Here is an 18,941-nt window from a genome sequence, read left to right as displayed (position 1 = left end):
CGCCCACAGAGAAGGGAAATCGACACGAAAAACACTCGACAGGGTAAAAAGTGCCAGCAGTTTACCAGAGCGCCCGGCGCAAGCCTGTACCGTCCAGCCCGCCTCCCCTATAATTCGCCGCCACTGAACGCACAGTCACGTGACGGGTCCAACCCCCATCACTGAACCAGGAGAGTTTCATGCTGCGCCTTATCGTTCCTACCGCGGCCATTTTGCTGGCGTCGTCCTTCAACGCCCAGGCTGCGTCCTTGAAAGACACGGAACTGAACAAAATGCTGCAAAACGTCGCCACCCAGAGCAGCGTCGGCACTCCACGAGCGATCAACGAAGACATCCTCGATCAAGGCTACACCGTTGAAGGCAAACAGTTGATCAACCATCTGAGCGTGCAGAGCAGCCACGCCGACAAGATGCGTGCAGACCCGAAAGCCGTGTACTTCCAGTTGGGAGCTTCTGTCTGCCGAAACGAAGGGTTTCGCAAGCTGATGGCCAAGGGCGCAATCATGCGTTACGACTTCACCGAGGTGAAGACCAACCGCCCGGTCGGCTCCGCAAGCTTCCAGGAATCGGATTGCCTGCAACCGGCCAAGAAGAAAAAGTAATCATCGGGAATTGGCGCGTCGTTGTTCATCTTCGGCGCGCAATTCCGCCAGCAGCGCCTGCAAGTAATGTGAACGGCGTTCGCCACCGCGCAAACGTCGGCAGCACTCCTCTTCGAGACTCAAATGATGGGTCTCGGCTGATGACTTCAGCAATCGATACAGTTGCGTATCGATCTCCAGAACGACTCTGGCCATGGTTTCCCGCCTCCCTGCACTTCACTCATGTTTGAGCGATAAATCCTTAATCCGCTTGTACCGTGCGCCCTGCCGTTGACGCAAAGTTGTCGTGTGACACCTGTAACTTAGTAAATCAGAGTGCCGCACATGCGACGTACGTTCAGACGAGCGGTGAAAGCACCTTGCAAATCGTCAATAAGCGGTTGCCAGGAAAGACTTTGTGGCGCAATGATCAAGACAGCGCAATTCACTGTGAAGGTCTAGATTTCAGGGTATCCACGTTCACTTTTTCAGGGCTGGAAAGGGGCTGGCCGTCGCTTGTCGTGTTGTGCGAACGTTTCTTTCATCCAAGGGAAAACAGAGCCTGTTTGGATGATCCGATGTCTTTCGGGTCAAGTAGATCGCCCAGGCATGGGCCTGGGCAGACAGCGACACATGAAGTGTCGTGGCACCGACGTACGTTGTCGGGCCGAGGGTTCTGTGCAGAAGGAGAAGTTGAATGCCTTACCAACCGAATGACCTCCTGAGCCGTCATTTTGAAGAAAGCGGCCATGACCTCATCAGCAAGGTCGAAGAACAGCTCAAGCTGATTTCACCCAACAGCCCGAACACCCCGATCTACCGCGATATGATCCTGACCGTGCTGCGCATGGCCCAGGAAGACCACAACCGCTGGAATGCCAAAATCACCCTGCAAGCCCTGCGCGAACTGGAACAGGCTTTCCGCGTACTCGAACAATTCAAGGGGCGGCGCAAGGTCACTGTTTTTGGCTCGGCCCGTACCCCCATGGAACATCCGCTCTTCAGCATGGCCCGGGAGCTCGGTGCTGCGCTGGCGCGCTCGGACATGATGGTGATCACTGGCGCCGGTGGCGGCATCATGGCCGCCGCGCATGAGGGCGCCGGCCTGACACACAGCCTGGGTTTCAACATCACCCTGCCCTTCGAACAGCATGCCAACCCCACTGTCGACGGCACGACCAATCTGCTGCCGTTCCATTTCTTCTTCACCCGCAAACTGTTCTTCGTCAAGGAAGCCGACGCCCTTGTGCTGTGCCCGGGTGGCTTCGGTACGCTGGATGAGGCGCTGGAAGTGCTGACGCTGATCCAGACCGGCAAGAGCCCATTGGTGCCCGTGGTGCTGCTCGACGCGCCGGGCGGCAAATTCTGGCAAGGTGCACTGGACTTCATTCACCAGCAACTGGAGGAAAACCACTACATCCTGCCCACTGACATGAAGCTGGTGAAACTGGTCTACAACGTCGAAGAAGCGGTAGAGCACATCAACCAGTTCTACAGTAACTTCCACTCCAGTCGCTGGCTCAAGCATCAGTTCCTGATTCGCATGAATCACACACTCAGCGACCAAGCACTCGAACACATGCAGGAGGCTTTCGCCGACCTGTGTCTGAGCGATCATTTCCATCAGCGCGCTTACAGTGGTGAGGAACATGACGAAGCCGAGTTCAGCCATCTGGCGCGGCTGGTCTTCAACTTCAACGCTCGCAATCATGGTCGTCTGCGCGAACTTGTGGACTACATCAACCTGCCGGAAAACTGGGCACAATCAAAACCCCAGGTACAACAACGCACGCGGGAGCCGTCAAAGGTTTCCTGAGGCATAAAAAACGGCCCGCTATCGAAATAGCGGGCCGTTTCAGTTCAATCGTCCATCCCTCGACCGCTGAACAGGCGGTTGATCATTTCCATGGAGTATCCCCGATACGCCAGGAACCTGCCTTGTTTGGCTCGCTCCCGGACGTCCGCCGGCAATTGCCCGGAGAACTTGCGCCGCCAGGTGTCGGCCAGTTGCTCCTGCCAGTCGATACCGCTCTCACGCAGGGCGAGTTCAATATCGGTGCGCTGCAGGCCGCGCTGGCTCAACTCTTCACGAATGCGTAAAGGGCCATAACCGGAACGGGCGCGGTAGGAAACGAAACTTTCGAGATAACGGGTTTCGGACAACAACCCCTCTTCCGTCAACCGGTCGAGTGCTGTTTCGATCATTTCGGGGAGGGCGCCGCGCTGACGCAGTTTACGCGCCAGCTCGACACGACCGTGTTCGCGTCGTGCGAGCAGGTCCATTGCGGTTCGCCGCACCGCGACGAGTGTATCGAGTACGGCGGTCATCGCTTCGATCAGATATCAGCGTCAGCCAGGTCGACTTCGGTCTCTTTGACCGCAGAAGCTTTGGCGTCAGCTACCGATGCCGGGGACAACAGTTTGTCACGCAGTTGCTTCTCCAGCGTTGCAGCGATTTCCGGGTTATCCGCCAGGAACTTGGCCGAGTTGGCTTTACCCTGACCGATCTTGGTGCCGTTATAGGCATACCAGGCGCCGGACTTCTCAACGAAACCGTGCAGAACACCCAGGTCGATCATCTCACCGTTGAGGTAGATGCCCTTGCCGTAAAGAATCTGGAACTCGGCCTGGCGGAACGGCGAAGCTACCTTGTTCTTCACAACCTTGACGCGGGTTTCGCTACCGACGACCTCATCACCTTCTTTCACCGCGCCGGTACGACGGATGTCCAGACGAACCGATGCGTAGAACTTCAGTGCGTTACCACCGGTGGTGGTTTCCGGGCTACCGAACATCACGCCGATTTTCATACGGATCTGGTTGATGAAGATCACCAGGCAGTTGGCGTTCTTGATGTTACCGGTGATTTTACGCAGCGCCTGGGACATCAGACGGGCTTGCAGGCCCACGTGCATGTCACCCATTTCGCCTTCGATTTCAGCCTTTGGCACCAGGGCGGCCACGGAGTCGACGATGATCACGTCAACTGCGTTGGAACGCACCAGCATGTCGGTGATTTCCAGGGCCTGTTCGCCGGTGTCCGGCTGGGAAACCAGCAGGTCGTCGACGTTGACGCCCAGCTTGCCGGCGTACTCAGGGTCGAGGGCGTGCTCGGCGTCGACGAATGCGCAGGTCGCGCCGGCTTTTTGAGCCTGGGCGATCACGGACAAGGTCAGCGTGGTTTTACCGGAAGATTCAGGACCGTAGATTTCAACAATACGGCCTTTTGGCAGGCCGCCGATGCCGAGAGCGATGTCCAGACCCAGAGAGCCAGTGGAGATGGCCGGGATCGCCTGACGGTCCTGATCGCCCATACGCATTACGGCACCCTTGCCGAATTGACGTTCGATCTGACCCAGGGCCGCAGCCAAGGCTTTCTTCTTGTTGTCGTCCATTAAAGTCCTCACGTAATCAATAAGGCCTGACGGCCAACACCTGTATAAGTAGCCAGTATTATTCCACAGCGTTTGCGGATCGCCTACCCCCGATTTGAGATTTCTGCCGCGGCATACCGCAGCAGCCCCTCTAGCGCGGCCTTCACCGTTTGTCGGCGGACGTCGTCGCGATTACCCGGGAAGTGCTGCCTCTCACAGAACACCTGGTCTCCAACGCCCCAGGCCAGCCACACCGTGCCAACCGGCTTGTTCGCCGTTCCACCATCCGGACCGGCGATACCACTGACCGCCACGGAGAAATACGCGCTATTTTTCTTCTGTGCCCCCCGGACCATGGCCTCGGCCACCTCGCGGCTGACCGCGCCCACGGTGGTGAACAACTCCACCGGGACATCCAGTTGCAGGGTTTTCTGCCGGTTGGAGTAGGTGACATAACCGGCCTCGAACCAGGCCGAACTCCCGGGGATACGGGTGATTGCCTCGGCGATGCCACCGCCGGTGCAGGACTCCGCCGTGGTGACGTGGGCATTGAGAACCTGCAGGCGTCTGCCGAGTTCGGCGGCGAGCTGGGTGATTTCGTTCACGGTCATCTCCTGATCGGGCGGGATGAGGTTAACCGTACACGAGCAGACCGCACTTGCAAGCGACGGGACCGATCAAAATGTAAAGAACCAGAGGCTCTGGAAAAGGCCTGTCGGGGAATCAATCTTCGACGTCACCGGACGGGGCATGACCGCCCCCCATACGTTTGGCCACCCAACGCTCATACAACCCTAGAACTACTTCTGTCCCGGCCATCGCCGCTAAACAACCACCCGCACAAGCAGCCCAAATGGAAACATTGGCGGCGTGCAGCAGCATGATGACCGAGGTGCCGCAGATCATGCTGGAGCCAGACCGCAGGCTCAGGCGCCGGACAAGGGGCCAGCCACGAACGCCCTCTTTATCGGCACGCCACATTTCACCGGTAACGCCACCGAGTACTGGCAGGCTGATGACCAGCCACAGAGGCATGTCCAGCAACGCATATTGCTCAGCGGTCATTTCATGCCTCCTTGAGTGAACGGTCACACCGCGTTCTTGAATAGATAGGCAACAAGACTATGCACTAACGCATACTCAGTCAATGCACGAACGCATACACAAAGAATATCCAATGCTTTCAGCGCGCGAAAAAAACCCGCTCGGGAAGCGGGTTCTATCTGAACGGACGGGTGTTAGCGAGCGTACATGCCCCACCAGAAGACATGACCGAGGATAACAATCGGCTCCTCCTGGATTTCCTGAAAGGTGTAATCTTCGTCCGGATGCTCGTCTCGGTTAAAGCTGCGCAGGCGAATCCCGGTCGGCAGGCGATACAGCTGCTTCACCCGCAATTGGCCGTTGTGATTGATTGCATAAAGGTCGCCGTCAACGATATCGCCAATACCGCACTTGCCGGCATTGACCCCGACCGTAGCGCCGTCGCGCAGTACCGGCAACATGCTGTTGCCCCGCACTGTCACGCATTTGGCCTGGTCGAACTGCACGCCGTTATGGCGCAGGCTTCGTTTGCCGAAGCGCAGGCTAGAGCGCTCGCTTTCTTCGATGACGAATCTTCCTGATCCCGCGGCCAATTCAACCTCGCGAAGAAAGGGAACCGACACCTCGTCGTCATCGACAGGGGTATCGTCGTCCCACAGACTTATATCCTTGAGTTCCGAATGCACTGGAGCGCGCCCGGCATTTGCAGCAGACGCGACGTCCGCGCGGCCACGCAACTGGTCGGTGCTCACGGAAAAATAGTCGGCAATTTTCGAAATGTGCCTATCCGAAGGATCGACGATTTTCCCGCTGAGAATGCGCGAGAGCGTGGATTGAGGCACGCCGGTTCGACGGTGAAGCTCCGTGGGGGAGATCCCGTGCTGATCGAGCAATGCTCTTAATACGGTAGATACGTTGCGTTTTTGCATAACGCGCATAGTGCTTGCTCTTCTCGAAGAAGACAATGCCGATTTGCATAACCCATGCATATCCAGATTTCAAATGCTGAAAGCTGTCACCCGACCGCGATGCCTGCGTCGGGTAGACCGCCCATGGTAACCTTGCGCCCATCGCGGAAAAGCCCGGCCGTTGCCCTGCTTTTGCCCCACCTCTTTCAACGAGCTTCCTGACAATCCGATGAATAAAGCCGTCTCCGACCTGTCCTCCCACACCCCGATGATGCAGCAGTACTGGCGCCTGAAAAACCAGCACCCGGACCAGCTGATGTTCTACCGCATGGGCGACTTCTACGAGATCTTCTATGAAGACGCGAAGAAGGCCGCCAAGTTGCTGGATATCACCCTGACCGCCCGTGGGCAGTCGGCCGGGCAGGCGATTCCGATGTGCGGGATTCCTTACCACGCCGCCGAGGGTTACCTGGCAAAACTGGTGAAGCTTGGCGAATCGGTGGTGATCTGCGAGCAGGTTGGCGACCCGGCCACCAGCAAAGGGCCGGTGGAGCGGCAGGTGGTGCGCATCATCACGCCGGGGACGGTGAGTGACGAGGCGCTGCTCGACGAGCGTCGGGACAACCTGATCGCCGCCGTCCTGGGTGATGAGCGCCTTTTCGGCCTGGCGGTGCTGGACATCACCAGTGGCAACTTCAGCGTGCTGGAAATCAAGGGTTGGGAAAATCTGCTGGCGGAACTGGAGCGGGTCAACCCGGTGGAACTGCTGATTCCGGATGACTGGCCCAAGGATTTGCCGGCGGAAAAACGCCGTGGTGTGCGTCGCCGTGCGCCGTGGGATTTCGAGCGCGATTCGGCGCTCAAAAGCCTTTGCCAGCAATTCTCGACCCAGGATCTCAAAGGCTTTGGCTGCGAAAACCTGACCCTGGCCATCGGCGCCGCCGGTTGCCTGCTGGCCTACGCCAAAGAAACCCAGCGCACCGCCCTGCCTCATTTGCGCAGCCTGCGTCATGAGCGCCTGGACGACACCGTGGTGCTCGATGGCGCCAGCCGTCGTAACCTGGAGCTCGACACCAACCTGGCCGGCGGCCGCGACAACACCCTGCAATCGGTGGTGGACCGCTGCCAGACCGCCATGGGCAGCCGCCTGCTGACCCGCTGGCTGAATCGCCCGTTACGCGATTTGACGGTGCTGCTGGCGCGTCAGACTTCGATCACCTGCCTGCTCGACGGTTACCGCTTCGAAAGGCTGCAACCGCAGCTCAAGGAAATCGGTGACATCGAGCGGATTCTTGCGCGGATCGGCCTGCGCAATGCCCGCCCCCGCGACCTCGCCCGTTTGCGTGACGCCCTCGGCGCACTGCCCGAACTACAAGTGGCAATGACGGAGCTCGAAGCTCCGCACCTCCAGCAACTCGCCACCATCACCAGCACCTACCCGGAACTGGCGGCACTCCTGGAAAAAGCCATCATCGACAACCCGCCCGCAGTCATTCGTGACGGCGGCGTGCTGAAAACCGGCTACGACAGCGAACTCGACGAACTGCAGTCGCTGAGCGAAAACGCCGGGCAATTCCTGATCGACCTCGAGGCACGGGAAAAGGCCCGCACCGGCCTGTCGCACCTGAAGGTCGGTTACAACCGCATCCACGGTTACTTCATCGAGCTGCCAAGCAAGCAGGCGGAATCGGCACCGGCCGACTATATTCGCCGCCAGACGCTCAAAGGCGCCGAGCGTTTCATTACGCCGGAACTCAAGGCGTTCGAAGACAAGGCACTGTCAGCCAAGAGCCGCGCCCTGGCCCGCGAGAAGATGCTGTACGAAGCGCTGCTCGAAGACCTGATCGCCCAGTTGCCACCACTGCAGGACACCGCCGGCGCCCTGGCCGAACTGGACGTTTTGAGCAACCTGGCCGAACGTGCACTGAACCTCGACCTGAACTGCCCGCGCTTCGTCAGTGAACCGTGCATGCGCATCAGCCAGGGTCGTCACCCGGTGGTCGAGCAAGTGCTGACCACGCCGTTCGTGGCCAACGACCTGAGCCTGGACGACAACACCCGCATGCTGGTGATCACCGGTCCGAACATGGGCGGTAAATCCACCTACATGCGTCAGACCGCCTTGATCGTGCTCCTGGCGCACATCGGCAGCTTCGTGCCGGCAGCCAGTTGCGAACTGTCGCTGGTCGACCGCATCTTCACCCGGATCGGCTCCAGCGATGACCTGGCCGGCGGGCGTTCGACCTTCATGGTGGAAATGAGCGAAACCGCGAACATCCTGCACAACGCCACCGAGCGCAGCCTGGTGCTGATGGACGAAGTCGGGCGCGGCACCAGCACCTTCGACGGTCTGTCCCTGGCATGGGCGGCAGCCGAGCGCCTGGCGCATCTGCGTGCCTACACGCTGTTCGCCACCCACTACTTTGAACTGACCGTCCTGCCGGAAGCCCAGCCGCTGGTGGCCAACGTGCACCTCAATGCCACCGAGCACAACGAACGCATCGTGTTCCTGCACCACGTGCTGCCCGGGCCGGCCAGTCAGAGTTATGGCCTGGCCGTTGCGCAGCTGGCAGGCGTACCGAGCGAGGTCATCACCCGTGCTCGCGAGCATTTGAGCCGCCTGGAAGACACCGCCCTGCCCCATGAAACACCGGCACCTGCCAAAGGCAAACCGGCCGCACCGCAGCAAAGCGACCTGTTTGCCAGCCTGCCGCATCCAGTGCTGGATGACCTGGCCAAGCTCGACCTGGACAACATGACGCCACGTCGTGCTCTCGAAATGCTCTATACACTAAAGACACGGATCTAACGCAGCGGCTTGCAAGCTGTTAGAATCTCGCGCGGTTTGGGATGCTGCTGGCTAATAGCCTGGCCAGCAGACTATCGCTCCCGAACCTGGCGACCCCTACGAGAAGGGGCGCAGCAAGCCGCGCCTGAGGAGAAAATTAGAAATGACCTTCGTCGTCACCGACAACTGCATCAAGTGCAAGTACACCGACTGCGTAGAAGTCTGTCCGGTGGACTGCTTTTACGAAGGCCCGAATTTCCTGGTGATTCACCCGGATGAGTGCATCGATTGCGCGCTGTGCGAACCTGAATGCCCTGCCGTGGCTATCTTCTCCGAAGATGAGGTTCCGGCCGGCATGGAGAACTTCATCGAGCTGAACGCAGAGTTGGCCGATATCTGGCCGAACATCACCGAACGCAAGGATCCGCTGCCAGATTCTGCCGAGTGGGATGGCAAGAAAGACAAGATCGAACACCTCGAACGCTGATTACCCCCGCGTTTCCGAAAAAGGCCCCACAAGGGCCTTTTTGCTTTTCTGCAGGCAAAAAAAGGGGCGGTTTGACCCGCCCACATTTTTTCCCTATTCCCTGTGTTCCTTTTCATCGTCCTGATGAATCGCGTCCTGCGATATCCATTTCCCTCATCCTTGAAGGACGTGTCTGTCCATCGACACAACCTGAATACTAGACCTTTCCCCGCCTGGATCAATCGCCCTTTGGCGCGAAATCCAGCTGTCACACGTCATTAATAATAAAAAATAGTTATATAAATCAAAAAGATATAGGCAATCAGCGTTCTGCATGGACGACTGCCAGAGTGTAAAAATAACGAACACTTACGCAAGAGTAAGCCAAGGCTTACAGCACGAAACCAAAATCCCGAGGGGATTCGGTCTCCTGGCCAGACAATAAAAAACCCCGAGCCAGTCGGGGTTTTTCATGCCATCGCAGTGAGCGCCTTATTGGAACAGCGACTCGCTCGACAGACCATTTTTTTCCAGGATCTCGCGCAGCCGCTTCAAGCCTTCCACCTGAATCTGCCTGACTCGTTCCCGGGTCAGGCCGATTTCCAGGCCTACGTCCTCAAGGGTGCTGCTTTCATGACCGCGCAGGCCGAAGCGGCGTACAACCACTTCGCGTTGCTTGTCGGTCAGTTCCGAGAGCCATTGATCGATGCTCTGGGACAGGTCGTCGTCCTGCAACAATTCGCATGGATCGGTTGGACGGTCGTCAGTCAGGGTATCCAGCAGGGTTTTATCCGAATCCGGACCCAGCGAGACGTCGACCGAAGAAACCCGTTCGTTAAGGCCGAGCATACGCTTGACCTCTCCCACCGGTTTTTCCAGCAGGTTGGCGATTTCTTCGGGTGAGGGTTCATGGTCGAGTTTTTGCGTCAGCTCCCGCGCGGCCCGCAGGTACACATTCAGCTCCTTGACCACATGGATCGGCAGCCGGATGGTCCGGGTCTGATTCATGATTGCGCGTTCGATGGTCTGGCGAATCCACCAGGTCGCGTAGGTCGAGAAGCGGAAACCGCGTTCCGGATCGAACTTCTCCACCGCCCGGATCAAGCCGAGGTTGCCCTCTTCGATCAGGTCCAGCAGCGACAGCCCACGATTGACGTAGCGTCGGGCGATTTTCACCACCAGCCGCAGGTTACTTTCAATCATGCGTTTGCGCCCGGCCGGATCGCCACTTTGCGACAGGCGCGCAAAATGAACTTCTTCTTCAGGTGACAGCAGGGGAGAGAAACCAATTTCATTGAGATACAGCTGCGTGGCATCAAGTGCCCGCGTGTAGTCAATGTACTTGTGTTGTTTCAACGATGCGGAGTGTTTGGATTTGGCACGAACGGAAGGTGGAGCCGCCCCTTCATCATTCGACATCGAATCCGTATCGATGCTGCTCTCCATCAGGAGAACCTCATCGTCGATGTCAAACTCCGGCACTTCTTTACTGAGAGCCATTGTTATAGTCCTTTGGTGAGTTCGACCTCAAGCTCAAGCGGCGCCTTCATCCCTGGCAACGCTGGAGCCTGTCCCCTCTACGCGACGGAACAGGCTGGTAAGCGATCAACGACGTGGCAGGAATTGCAGCGGATCTACAGGTTTACCCTGGCGGCGAATCTCAAAATGCAGTTTCACCCGGTCTGTACCCGTTGACCCCATTTCGGCAATTGTCTGTCCGACCTTGACCTGCTGCCCCTCCCGAACCAACAGCCTGCGGTTATGTCCGTAGGCACTGACGTAAGTTTCGCTGTGTTTGATGATCACTAATTCGCCGTAGCCCCTTAAGCCACTCCCGGCATACACCACCGTCCCATCAGACGCAGCTAAAACAGGCTGTCCCAAATCTCCGGCGATATCAATTCCTTTATTCAAACTACCGTTTGAAGAGAATTTCCCGATCAGAATGCCATTAGATGGCCACCCCCAGCCCGTCGGAGCTGGCCCGGGAGGGGGCAACGGAGCGGGTGCTGGCTTGTTGGCGACGGACGGTAAAACCGTCGTTGTACTGGTGGTCGCACCGTTTACCGGACGACGGATGACCGTGGTTTTACTCGACGACGAAGGTGTTGAACTGGACGAACTGACCACCGCCGTTGACGTTGAATCGGTACGACCATCAAAGCGAATCGTCTGACCCGGATGGATGGTGTAAGGCGGAGCAATGTTGTTACGCGCAGCCAGGGCCTTGTAGTCCCAGCCGTAACGGAAGGCGATGGAGAACAGGGTGTCCTTGGGCCGAACGACGTATTGTCCGGTGGTCACGGCTGGACGCTGGGCCGCAGCATTGTTGCGGTCCAGGACACGAACATCGCTGGATTTGTTGCTGGAACAACCGACCAGCAAGGTGCTCAAGACAAGGCCAGTCACCAGGCGCTGAAAGCTCGTTTTACTCATACGCTGCGCAATGACTGTGAGACTCACCCGCCGCTCCCTCTGTGGTGGCTGAAAATGTGAAATACCGGAGTCCGGCAATAAAGTGTCGCAAGTATAACGGGCGGTGCACGCTTTACCTTTAATGTGGCGAATCGGTGTCGCGCACACGTTTGCTGCCTGACGATGAATCCCGTTCAACCGAGCGATGCCGCTGTAAGACAAAGGCAATCGAGGAGAATTCAGCGTGCCGTAACAAATGCTCAGGCCAGCGGCCCATTGAGCAATGGCACGAAGCGCACAGCCCCCAGAACATGCCTGGAAAAACCTTGTTCCTCGCGGATGATCAGCATCAATTGCTGGACTTCGCCGGCCCCGACCGGGATCACCATCCGACCTCCCGGTGCCAACTGGTCAAGCAGTGCCTGGGGCACATCGGTCGCCACTGCAGTGACGATAATCCCGTTGTACGGCGCCAGTGCCGGCCAGCCCTCCCAGCCATCGCCCCAGCGGAACACCACGTTGCGCAGGTTCAGTTCGACCAGGCGTTCCTTTGCCCGATCCTGCAGAACCTTGATGCGCTCGACCGAGAACACACGCTCGACCAGTTGCGACAGCACCGCCGTCTGATAACCCGACCCGGTGCCGATCTCCAGCACCTTGTCGAGGGGACCGGCCTCCAGCAGCAGCTCGCTCATGCGCGCCACCATATAAGGCTGGGAGATGGTCTGGTTGTTACCAATCGGCAGCGCGGTGTCTTCATAGGCACGGTGTGCCAGCGCTTCGTCGACGAACAGGTGGCGCGGGGTCCGGCGAATGACCTCCAGCACCCTGGCGTTGGAGATACCTTCTTCGTACAGGCGCTGGATCAGCCGCTCCCGGGTTCGCTGGGAGGTCATGCCGATGCCGCGACGCAGCATATCGTCTTGTTCGCGACCCATCAGCGCAATCCCTCCAGCCAGCCATCCAGACTTCTGAAGGCATCATTGAAGGTACGATCCAGTTGCAGCGGCGTGATCGAAACATAACCCTGCATCACTGCATGGAAATCGGTACCCGGGCCGCCGTCTTCGGCATCCCCGGCCGCCGCGATCCAGTAACCGGACTTGCCCCGCGGATCCACCACTTTCATCGGTGCTGCGGCTCGGGCGCGATGGCCCAGGCGGGTCAACTGGATACCGCGGATGCGGTCCAGCGGCAAATTGGGAATATTCACGTTCAGTACCGTACGCGGTGGCAAATCCAGGTCAGCATGGGCTTCGACCAGTTTGCGCGCGAAATAGGCAGCTGTGGGAAGGTTATCTACTTGTCGTGAGACCAGCGAAAAGGCAAACGAAGGGTGTTTCAGGAAACGCCCCTCAAGGGCCGCCGCCACCGTGCCGGAATACAGGACATCGTCCCCCAGGTTCGCGCCCAGGTTGATCCCGGAAACCACCATGTCCGCTTCCCGTTCCAGCAGGCCGTTGAGGCCCAGGTGCACACAATCGGTTGGCGTGCCGTTGAGGCTGATAAAGCCGTTGGCCAGGGTTTGCGGGTGCAACGGACGGTCGAGCGTCAGCGAACTGCTGGCGCCGCTTTTGTCCTGGTCCGGGGCGATAACCACGCATTCGGTGTAATCCGCCAGCGCAGCATAAAGCGCGGCGAGACCGGGTGCGGTTACTCCATCGTCGTTAGAAATCAGAATACGCATGGGCTGTCCGTCTGCCCCACCGGCACCAGATCAACAAGCTCACGCACCAATACGGTGGCGAAGCATCCGGCCGGCAGGATGAATTCCAGTTGCAGAATGTCAGGCTCGGGATAATGCCACGTCAACCCGCCAATGGGCAGCCGCAGGATGCGACGTTCGTGGCTCATACCGGCGTTGATCAACCAGTCACGCAAATCCGCTTCGCGTGCGGCGATGGCCTGCTCCAGTTCATGGACAACGCCCGTGGCCGGCGAGTCACCTTCGCCCCACTGCGGACCGGTCGGGTGCAGATCGAGAATCGCCAGACGCGGGTCGCTGCACTCGGCTTCGCCTGCCGGGAAAAAGCTGCGGCTGTCAGTGAACGCCAGCAGATCGCCCACCTGGGCACGCTGCCAGGTGCCATCGGCGACACGCGCGGCCAGCACCTGATTGAACAGAAAGCTGCGCGCCGTGGAAAGCAGGCGCGAGCGCACATTGCGCTGCTCCGGCAAGGCCTTGCGCGCGGCCCAGGCGCGAGCATCGACGACGTTGCCGCCGTCATGGCCGAAGCGCTGGGCGCCGAAATAATTGGGGATGCCTTGCTTGGCGATCAGTTGCAGACGCTCTTCAAGCGCAGGCTTGTCGCCGGTAAATTGCGTCAGGCGCAACGTAAAACCGTTGGCCGAGTGCGCACCGCGTTGCAGTTTGCGCTTGTGGCGGGCGGTCTTGAGGATCTTCAGCGTATCATTTTGCGCGGCCGACAGATCAGGGTCGGCCTTGCCCGGCAGTTGCACGCTGAACCACTGGCGAGTCAACGCCTGACGGTCCTTGAGCCCGGCATAACTGACGGTGCGCAATGGCACGCCGGCAGCCTTGGCAATCCGTCGCGCCGCTTCTTCGGTATTCAGGCCGCGCTTTTCCACCCAGATCCACAGGTGTTCACCTTCGCCACTGAGGGGAATGTCGAGGACTTCGTCGACCTGGAAATCTTCCGCGATCGCTTTCAGGACCGCCGTGCCGAGGGCCTCACCGTAAGCCCGCGGGCCGAGCAACTGCAGTTCGTTCATGCGCGCAGCAACAAGGCAACGGAGTGCACGGCAATGCCTTCTTCGCGACCGACAAAGCCGAGCTTTTCGGTGGTGGTAGCTTTCACGTTCACTTGATCCAACTCTACTTGAAGATCCGCGGCAATCAGCGCGCGCATCGGTTCGATATGCGGGGCCATTTTCGGCGCCTGGGCGACGATGGTGTTATCGACGTTGCCAACTTTCCAGCCTTTGGCATGGACCAGTGCAACGACGTGACGCAACAGCGCGCGGCTGTCGGCGCCCTTGAATTGCGGGTCGGTATCCGGGAAATGCTTGCCGATGTCTCCCAGCGCCGCGGCGCCGAGCAAGGCATCGCTCAAGGCGTGCAAGAGGACGTCACCGTCAGAGTGAGCGAGCAGCCCGAAGCTGTGTGCAATGCGCACGCCGCCCAGAGTGATGAAATCGCCTTCAGCGAAACGGTGCACATCATAGCCGTGGCCAATACGCATAAAAAAACGCCCCGATTTTTGTCAGGGCGTGATTCTACCTGCATTAGCCAACCAGAGCATGCGCGTGATGTCGCAAGTGGTCGTCAATGAAACTGGCGATGAAGAAATAGCTGTGATCGTAGCCCGGTTGCAGGCGCAACGTCAGCGGGTGACCAGCCAGTTTGGCCGCCTGCTGCAAGGCTTCCGGCTTGAGCTGGGTGGCAAGGAAATCGTCGCGATCACCCTGGTCGACCAGCAGCGGCAGCTTTTCATCGGCCTCGGCAATCAATGCGCTGGCATCCCATTCGCGCCATTTCGAACGATCCTCTCCCAGATAGCGGGAAAAGGCTTTCTGCCCCCACGGGCAATCCATCGGATTATTGATTGGCGAGAACGCCGATACCGACAGATAGCGTCCCGGATTGCGCAATGCGCAAACCAGCGCGCCGTGGCCACCCATGGAGTGACCACTGATGCCGCGCTTGTCCGACGCAGGGAAATGGGCTTCGACCAAAGTCGGCAATTCCTGCACGACATAGTCATGCATCCGATAGTGGCGCGACCAAGGTTCCTGGGTGGCATTCAAATAAAACCCGGCGCCGAGGCCGAAGTCCCAGGCGCCCTCCGGATCGCCCGGAACTTCAGGACCGCGAGGGCTGGTGTCCGGTGCGACGATAATCAGCCCCAACTCGGCGGCCATGCGCATGGCGCCGGCCTTTTGCATGAAGTTCTCGTCAGTGCAGGTCAGGCCGGACAACCAGTACAACACCGGCAGCTTGCCGCCCTGCTCCGCTTGCGGCGGCAGGTAGACGGCGAACACCATGTCGCAACCGAGCACGTCGGAGCGATGGCGATAGCGTTTGTGCCAACCGCCAAAACTTTTCTGGCAGGAGATGTTTTCCAAACTCATTGCAAACTCCTCACTGAAAACCAAAACCTCAAGCGCCAGGCCAACTCAATCAGCTTGCCGCTTGAAGCTTGTGGCTTGCAGCTGCTTCTCAGAAATGGATGACGGAGCGGATGCTTTTTCCTTCATGCATCAGGTCAAACGCCTTGTTGATATCTTCCAGGCCCATGGTGTGGGTGATGAAGGTATCCAGCGGAATCTCTCCGGTCTCAGCCATTTCCACATAGCTAGGCAATTCGGTACGGCCGCGCACGCCGCCGAACGCCGAACCGCGCCAGACGCGGCCGGTGACCAACTGGAACGGACGGGTCGAGATTTCCTGACCGGCACCGGCAACACCGATGATGACCGACTCGCCCCAGCCCTTGTGGCAGCACTCCAGCGCAGCGCGCATCAGTTGCACGTTGCCGATGCACTCAAAGGAAAAGTCCACGCCGCCATCGGTCATGTCGACGATGACTTCCTGGATCGGACGATCGAAGTCTTTCGGGTTCACGCAGTCGGTTGCGCCCAGCTGTTTGGCGATTTCGAATTTCGCCGGGTTGATGTCGATGGCGATAATGCGGGCAGCCTTGGCTTTGACAGCGCCAATCACCGCCGAAAGACCAATGCCGCCGAGGCCGAAAATGGCCACGGTATCACCTGGTTTCACCTTGGCGGTGTTGAGCACTGCACCGATGCCGGTGGTGACGCCGCAGCCCAGCAGGCAGACTTTTTCCAGTGGTGCTTCTTTAGCGATCTTGGCCACGGAGATTTCCGGCAGCACGGTGTACTCCGAAAAAGTGGAAGTACCCATGTAGTGGAAAATCGGCTGGCCCTTGTAGGAAAACCGCGAAGTGCCGTCCGGCATCAAGCCTTTGCCCTGGGTCGCACGAATCGCCTGGCAGAGGTTGGTTTTACCCGACAGGCAGAATTTGCACTGCCGGCATTCCGGGGTGTACAGCGGGATCACATGATCGCCGACTGCAACGGAGGTCACGCCTTCGCCAATGGCCTCGACAATCGCACCACCTTCATGGCCGAGGATCGACGGGAAGATGCCTTCCGGATCGGCGCCAGACAGTGTGTAGGCATCGGTATGGCAAACACCGGAGGCCACCACGCGCAGCAAGACTTCGCCGGCCTTGGGCATGGCGACATCGACTTCAACGATTTCGAGGGGCTTTTTGGCCTCGAAGGCAACGGCGGCGCGCGACTTGATCATGATGACTCTCCAGTGAATTAAAACGAGACAGTGAGTGTAATACATGGCTCAACGATGAATAATCGATGCAAATGCAAAATATTATTGCCGCACGGGGATAATCATTGATGTCCGAAAATCGCTGGGAAGGGATCGACGAGTTTGTCGCCGTTGCCGAATGCAGCCAGTTCACCGCTGCTGCGCAACGCCTGGGGGTTTCTTCCTCCCATATCAGTCGACAAATCGTACGCCTCGAAGAACGCCTGCAAACTCGCCTGCTCTACCGCAGTACCCGCCGGGTCACGCTGACCGAGGCCGGGCAAACCTTCCTGCAACATTGCCAGCGTTTGCAGGATGGCCGCGAAGAGGCGTTGCGCGCGGTGGGCGACCTGACCAGCGAACCCAAGGGCATGCTGCGCATGACCTGCGCCGTGGCTTACGGCGAGCGCTTCATCGTGCCGCTGGTGACCCGCTTCATGGGGCTGTATCCGCAACTGCGGATCGACATCGAACTGAGCAATCGCCAGCTTGACCTGGTGCACGAAGGCCTCGACCTGGCGATTCGCCTCGGGCGTTTGCAGGATTCACGGCTGGTCGCCACCCGCCTCGCGCCACGGCGTATGTTTCTCTGTGCATCGCCCTCCTACCTTGAACGCTACGGCCGCCCGCACAGCCTGTCGGAGCTGAGCCGCCACAACTGCCTCATCGGCAGTTCGGACCTCTGGCAACTGGAACAAAATGGGAGGGAGTTTTCGCAAAGGGTGCAGGGAAACTGGCGCTGCAACAGTGGGCAAGCCGTACTGGATGCCGCGCTACAAGGCGTGGGGTTGTGTCAGTTGCCGGACTATTACGTGCTGGAGCATTTGAACAGCGGCGCGTTGATTTCGTTGCTGGAAGCACATCAACCACCGAATACCGCCGTTTGGGCGCTGTATCCGCAGCAGCGGCATCTGTCGCCGAAGGTGCGCAAGTTGGTGGATTTTTTGAAGGAGGGGTTGGCTAAACGGCCGGAGTACAGGATTTAAGATCTTTTAGTGACGATTGGCCCAACGCTGCCTCAACCATTCAAGATCTTCGGGACGCGTAACCTTGAGGTTGTCGGACCGCCCTTCGATCAGGCGTGGCGCCGAACCGGCCCACTCCATCGCCGAAGCTTCGTCGGTAATAACGGCATCGGCCACCAGACTGTCAGCCAGTGCGCGATGCAACGCCCCAAGGCGGAACATCTGCGGCGTGTAGGCCTGCCAGATCACGCTGCGATCCACGGTTTCGACCACACGACCGTGCTTGTCGACCCGCTTGAGCGTATCCCGTGCCGGAACCGCCAGCAGCCCGCCGACAGGATCATCAGCCAGTTCAGCCAGCAGCTTGTCCAGATCGTCACGACTGAGGTTCGGCCGTGCGGCATCGTGAACCAGTACCCAATCCTCATCACCGGCGCCCTGCGCATGCAAGTGCAGCAACGCATTGAGCACCGACCCGGAACGTTCGGCGCCGCCCTCGACCCGGGCAATACGCGGATCACTGGCACATGCCAGGTTCGGCCAATAAGGGTCGTCAACAGCAACACTGACCACCAGGCCTTTCAGGCATGGATGATCAAGGAAACAGCCAAGGCTGTGTTCGAGAATAGTGCGCCCGCCCAGTTGCAGGTATTGCTTGGGACGGTCCGCGGCCATACGGGCACCGACGCCCGCGGCAGGAATCACGGCCCAGAAGGCCGGTAACGTCTGGTTCATTGCGCCAGCTGGTAAAGGGTTTCACCGTCCTTGACCATGCCCAACTCATGACGAGCCCGTTCTTCAACGGTCTCCATGCCCTTTTTCAACTCACTGACTTCGGCGTCCATCACCCGGTTGCGCTCCAGCAACGCCTGGTTCTCAGCTTGCTGATCGGCAATCTGCTGAGTCAACTCGGCCACTTGCGCCAGGCTGCCATTACCCACCCACAGGCGGTACTGCAGGCCAGCCAGCAGCAGGAGCAAGACGAGGAACAACCAATTGGGACTGCGCATCGAATATCAGGTATCCAGTGAAAAAAGACAGCCATGCCAAAACGTGAAGCTTCTGATAGCACGAAGCCTGGAAGAACCA

At 58.9% G+C, this 18,941-nt stretch carries 21 protein-coding genes; 5 read left to right on the top strand and 16 right to left on the bottom strand.

All coding sequences use genetic code 11. The features are described from left to right. Positions 1-179 precede the first annotated feature (179 nt). Positions 180-602: a quorum-sensing-regulated virulence factor family protein gene (locus KGA85_RS25850; RefSeq protein WP_007990204.1), complete on the top strand. Its 423-nt coding sequence runs from the start codon at positions 180-182 to the stop codon at positions 600-602. Here the strand turns inward: KGA85_RS25850 and KGA85_RS25845 are convergent, their stop codons facing one another. Continuing rightward, positions 603-797: a hypothetical protein gene (locus KGA85_RS25845; RefSeq protein WP_057716151.1), complete on the bottom strand. Its 195-nt coding sequence runs from the start codon at positions 795-797 to the stop codon at positions 603-605. 481 nt (positions 798-1,278) lie between these two features. On the opposite strand from KGA85_RS25845, the gene KGA85_RS25840 reads away from it, so the two are divergent. Continuing rightward, positions 1,279-2,397, top strand: a complete 1,119-nt coding sequence (locus KGA85_RS25840) for a TIGR00730 family Rossman fold protein (RefSeq protein ID WP_223458882.1) — start codon at positions 1,279-1,281, stop codon at positions 2,395-2,397. Between the two features lie 44 nt (positions 2,398-2,441). On the opposite strand, the gene recX is transcribed toward KGA85_RS25840, so the two are convergent. The 5 genes from recX to KGA85_RS25815 all read right to left on the bottom strand — a co-directional run bounded on the left by recX (position 2,442) and on the right by KGA85_RS25815 (position 5,928). Next, on the bottom strand, positions 2,442-2,909 hold the full coding sequence (gene recX, locus KGA85_RS25835) for a recombination regulator RecX (protein ID WP_223458880.1): 468 nt from the start codon (positions 2,907-2,909) through the stop codon (positions 2,442-2,444). 8 nt (positions 2,910-2,917) lie between these two features. Then, positions 2,918-3,976, bottom strand: a complete 1,059-nt coding sequence (recA, locus tag KGA85_RS25830; RefSeq protein WP_223458877.1) for a recombinase RecA — start codon at positions 3,974-3,976, stop codon at positions 2,918-2,920. An 83-nt stretch (positions 3,977-4,059) separates the two neighbouring features. Further along, complete coding sequence (locus KGA85_RS25825) at positions 4,060-4,560, bottom strand: CinA family protein (RefSeq protein ID WP_223458875.1); 501 nt, start codon at positions 4,558-4,560, stop codon at positions 4,060-4,062. Between the two features lie 118 nt (positions 4,561-4,678). After that, positions 4,679-5,020: a phage holin family protein gene (locus KGA85_RS25820; protein ID WP_223458874.1), complete on the bottom strand. Its 342-nt coding sequence runs from the start codon at positions 5,018-5,020 to the stop codon at positions 4,679-4,681. Between the two features lie 173 nt (positions 5,021-5,193). Then, on the bottom strand, positions 5,194-5,928 hold the full coding sequence (locus KGA85_RS25815) for an XRE family transcriptional regulator (protein ID WP_150757397.1): 735 nt from the start codon (positions 5,926-5,928) through the stop codon (positions 5,194-5,196). Positions 5,929-6,136: 208 nt separating this feature from the next. Between KGA85_RS25815 and mutS the strand changes: the two genes are divergently transcribed. Both mutS and fdxA read left to right on the top strand, forming a co-directional pair. Further along, on the top strand, positions 6,137-8,716 hold the full coding sequence (gene mutS / locus KGA85_RS25810; RefSeq protein WP_223458872.1) for a DNA mismatch repair protein MutS: 2,580 nt from the start codon (positions 6,137-6,139) through the stop codon (positions 8,714-8,716). Positions 8,717-8,858: 142 nt separating this feature from the next. After that, positions 8,859-9,182: a ferredoxin FdxA gene (gene fdxA, locus KGA85_RS25805; RefSeq protein WP_007990223.1), complete on the top strand. Its 324-nt coding sequence runs from the start codon at positions 8,859-8,861 to the stop codon at positions 9,180-9,182. A gap of 471 nt (positions 9,183-9,653) precedes the next feature. Here the strand turns inward: fdxA and rpoS are convergent, their stop codons facing one another. The 8 genes from rpoS to KGA85_RS25765 all read right to left on the bottom strand — a co-directional run bounded on the left by rpoS (position 9,654) and on the right by KGA85_RS25765 (position 16,869). Beyond that, positions 9,654-10,661 carry an RNA polymerase sigma factor RpoS gene (gene rpoS / locus KGA85_RS25800; RefSeq protein WP_007990225.1) on the bottom strand — a complete coding sequence of 336 codons (1,008 nt, stop codon included), beginning with the start codon at positions 10,659-10,661 and terminating at the stop codon, positions 9,654-9,656. A gap of 105 nt (positions 10,662-10,766) precedes the next feature. Continuing rightward, complete coding sequence (locus KGA85_RS25795; RefSeq protein ID WP_223458870.1) at positions 10,767-11,624, bottom strand: peptidoglycan DD-metalloendopeptidase family protein; 858 nt, start codon at positions 11,622-11,624, stop codon at positions 10,767-10,769. A 212-nt stretch (positions 11,625-11,836) separates the two neighbouring features. Further along, positions 11,837-12,472 (bottom strand): protein-L-isoaspartate(D-aspartate) O-methyltransferase, encoded by a 636-nt coding sequence (locus tag KGA85_RS25790; protein ID WP_172435346.1) that lies wholly within the window; start codon positions 12,470-12,472, stop codon positions 11,837-11,839. A 41-nt stretch (positions 12,473-12,513) separates the two neighbouring features. Then, a complete protein-coding gene (gene surE / locus KGA85_RS25785) occupies positions 12,514-13,263 on the bottom strand; it encodes a 5'/3'-nucleotidase SurE (RefSeq protein WP_150727669.1) in 750 nt (249 codons plus the stop codon). After that, on the bottom strand, positions 13,251-14,309 hold the full coding sequence (gene truD, locus KGA85_RS25780) for a tRNA pseudouridine(13) synthase TruD (RefSeq protein WP_223458869.1): 1,059 nt from the start codon (positions 14,307-14,309) through the stop codon (positions 13,251-13,253). The genes surE and truD overlap by 13 nt, the downstream gene beginning before the upstream one ends. Beyond that, positions 14,306-14,779: a 2-C-methyl-D-erythritol 2,4-cyclodiphosphate synthase gene (ispF, locus tag KGA85_RS25775; RefSeq protein ID WP_223458867.1), complete on the bottom strand. Its 474-nt coding sequence runs from the start codon at positions 14,777-14,779 to the stop codon at positions 14,306-14,308. The genes truD and ispF overlap by 4 nt, the downstream gene beginning before the upstream one ends. Before the next feature lie 43 nt (positions 14,780-14,822). Beyond that, positions 14,823-15,668 (bottom strand): S-formylglutathione hydrolase, encoded by an 846-nt coding sequence (gene fghA / locus KGA85_RS25770; protein ID WP_223458865.1) that lies wholly within the window; start codon positions 15,666-15,668, stop codon positions 14,823-14,825. Between the two features lie 88 nt (positions 15,669-15,756). After that, entirely contained in the window at positions 15,757-16,869 is a 1,113-nt protein-coding gene (locus tag KGA85_RS25765; protein WP_008054058.1) for an S-(hydroxymethyl)glutathione dehydrogenase/class III alcohol dehydrogenase, read from the bottom strand. A gap of 107 nt (positions 16,870-16,976) precedes the next feature. On the opposite strand from KGA85_RS25765, the gene KGA85_RS25760 reads away from it, so the two are divergent. Beyond that, positions 16,977-17,873 carry a LysR substrate-binding domain-containing protein gene (locus tag KGA85_RS25760; RefSeq protein ID WP_223532515.1) on the top strand — a complete coding sequence of 299 codons (897 nt, stop codon included), beginning with the start codon at positions 16,977-16,979 and terminating at the stop codon, positions 17,871-17,873. Positions 17,874-17,879: 6 nt separating this feature from the next. Here KGA85_RS25760 and ispD read toward each other — a convergent pair whose 3' ends face one another. Together ispD and ftsB are read right to left on the bottom strand one after the other, a co-directional pair. Further along, complete coding sequence (ispD, locus tag KGA85_RS25755) at positions 17,880-18,587, bottom strand: 2-C-methyl-D-erythritol 4-phosphate cytidylyltransferase (protein ID WP_223458861.1); 708 nt, start codon at positions 18,585-18,587, stop codon at positions 17,880-17,882. After that, positions 18,584-18,862: a cell division protein FtsB gene (ftsB, locus tag KGA85_RS25750; protein ID WP_007996937.1), complete on the bottom strand. Its 279-nt coding sequence runs from the start codon at positions 18,860-18,862 to the stop codon at positions 18,584-18,586. The genes ispD and ftsB overlap by 4 nt, the downstream gene beginning before the upstream one ends. Positions 18,863-18,941 lie beyond the last annotated feature (79 nt).

Origin of the sequence: Pseudomonas sp. GL-B-12 (assembly GCF_019955895.1) — a bacterium.
GTDB lineage: Bacteria > Pseudomonadota > Gammaproteobacteria > Pseudomonadales > Pseudomonadaceae > Aquipseudomonas.
This window is presented reverse-complemented; position numbering and strand designations above follow the sequence as displayed.

Coding starts and splice junctions, on each gene's coding strand:
- KGA85_RS25820 (WP_223458874.1), bottom strand. CDS start 5,020: ATGACCGCTGAGCAATATGCGTTGCTGGACATGCCTCTGTGGCTGGTC.
- ftsB (WP_007996937.1), bottom strand. CDS start 18,862: ATGCGCAGTCCCAATTGGTTGTTCCTCGTCTTGCTCCTGCTGCTGGCT.
- KGA85_RS25840 (WP_223458882.1), top strand. CDS start 1,279: ATGCCTTACCAACCGAATGACCTCCTGAGCCGTCATTTTGAAGAAAGC.
- KGA85_RS25815 (WP_150757397.1), bottom strand. CDS start 5,928: ATGCAAAAACGCAACGTATCTACCGTATTAAGAGCATTGCTCGATCAG.
- truD (WP_223458869.1), bottom strand. CDS start 14,309: ATGAACGAACTGCAGTTGCTCGGCCCGCGGGCTTACGGTGAGGCCCTC.
- mutS (WP_223458872.1), top strand. CDS start 6,137: ATGAATAAAGCCGTCTCCGACCTGTCCTCCCACACCCCGATGATGCAG.
- recX (WP_223458880.1), bottom strand. CDS start 2,909: ATGACCGCCGTACTCGATACACTCGTCGCGGTGCGGCGAACCGCAATG.
- ispF (WP_223458867.1), bottom strand. CDS start 14,779: ATGCGTATTGGCCACGGCTATGATGTGCACCGTTTCGCTGAAGGCGAT.
- ispD (WP_223458861.1), bottom strand. CDS start 18,587: ATGAACCAGACGTTACCGGCCTTCTGGGCCGTGATTCCTGCCGCGGGC.
- fghA (WP_223458865.1), bottom strand. CDS start 15,668: ATGAGTTTGGAAAACATCTCCTGCCAGAAAAGTTTTGGCGGTTGGCAC.
- KGA85_RS25760 (WP_223532515.1), top strand. CDS start 16,977: ATGTCCGAAAATCGCTGGGAAGGGATCGACGAGTTTGTCGCCGTTGCC.
- KGA85_RS25790 (WP_172435346.1), bottom strand. CDS start 12,472: ATGACCTCCCAGCGAACCCGGGAGCGGCTGATCCAGCGCCTGTACGAA.
- KGA85_RS25765 (WP_008054058.1), bottom strand. CDS start 16,869: ATGATCAAGTCGCGCGCCGCCGTTGCCTTCGAGGCCAAAAAGCCCCTC.
- KGA85_RS25850 (WP_007990204.1), top strand. CDS start 180: ATGCTGCGCCTTATCGTTCCTACCGCGGCCATTTTGCTGGCGTCGTCC.
- rpoS (WP_007990225.1), bottom strand. CDS start 10,661: ATGGCTCTCAGTAAAGAAGTGCCGGAGTTTGACATCGACGATGAGGTT.
- fdxA (WP_007990223.1), top strand. CDS start 8,859: ATGACCTTCGTCGTCACCGACAACTGCATCAAGTGCAAGTACACCGAC.
- KGA85_RS25845 (WP_057716151.1), bottom strand. CDS start 797: ATGGCCAGAGTCGTTCTGGAGATCGATACGCAACTGTATCGATTGCTG.
- recA (WP_223458877.1), bottom strand. CDS start 3,976: ATGGACGACAACAAGAAGAAAGCCTTGGCTGCGGCCCTGGGTCAGATC.
- surE (WP_150727669.1), bottom strand. CDS start 13,263: ATGCGTATTCTGATTTCTAACGACGATGGAGTAACCGCACCCGGTCTC.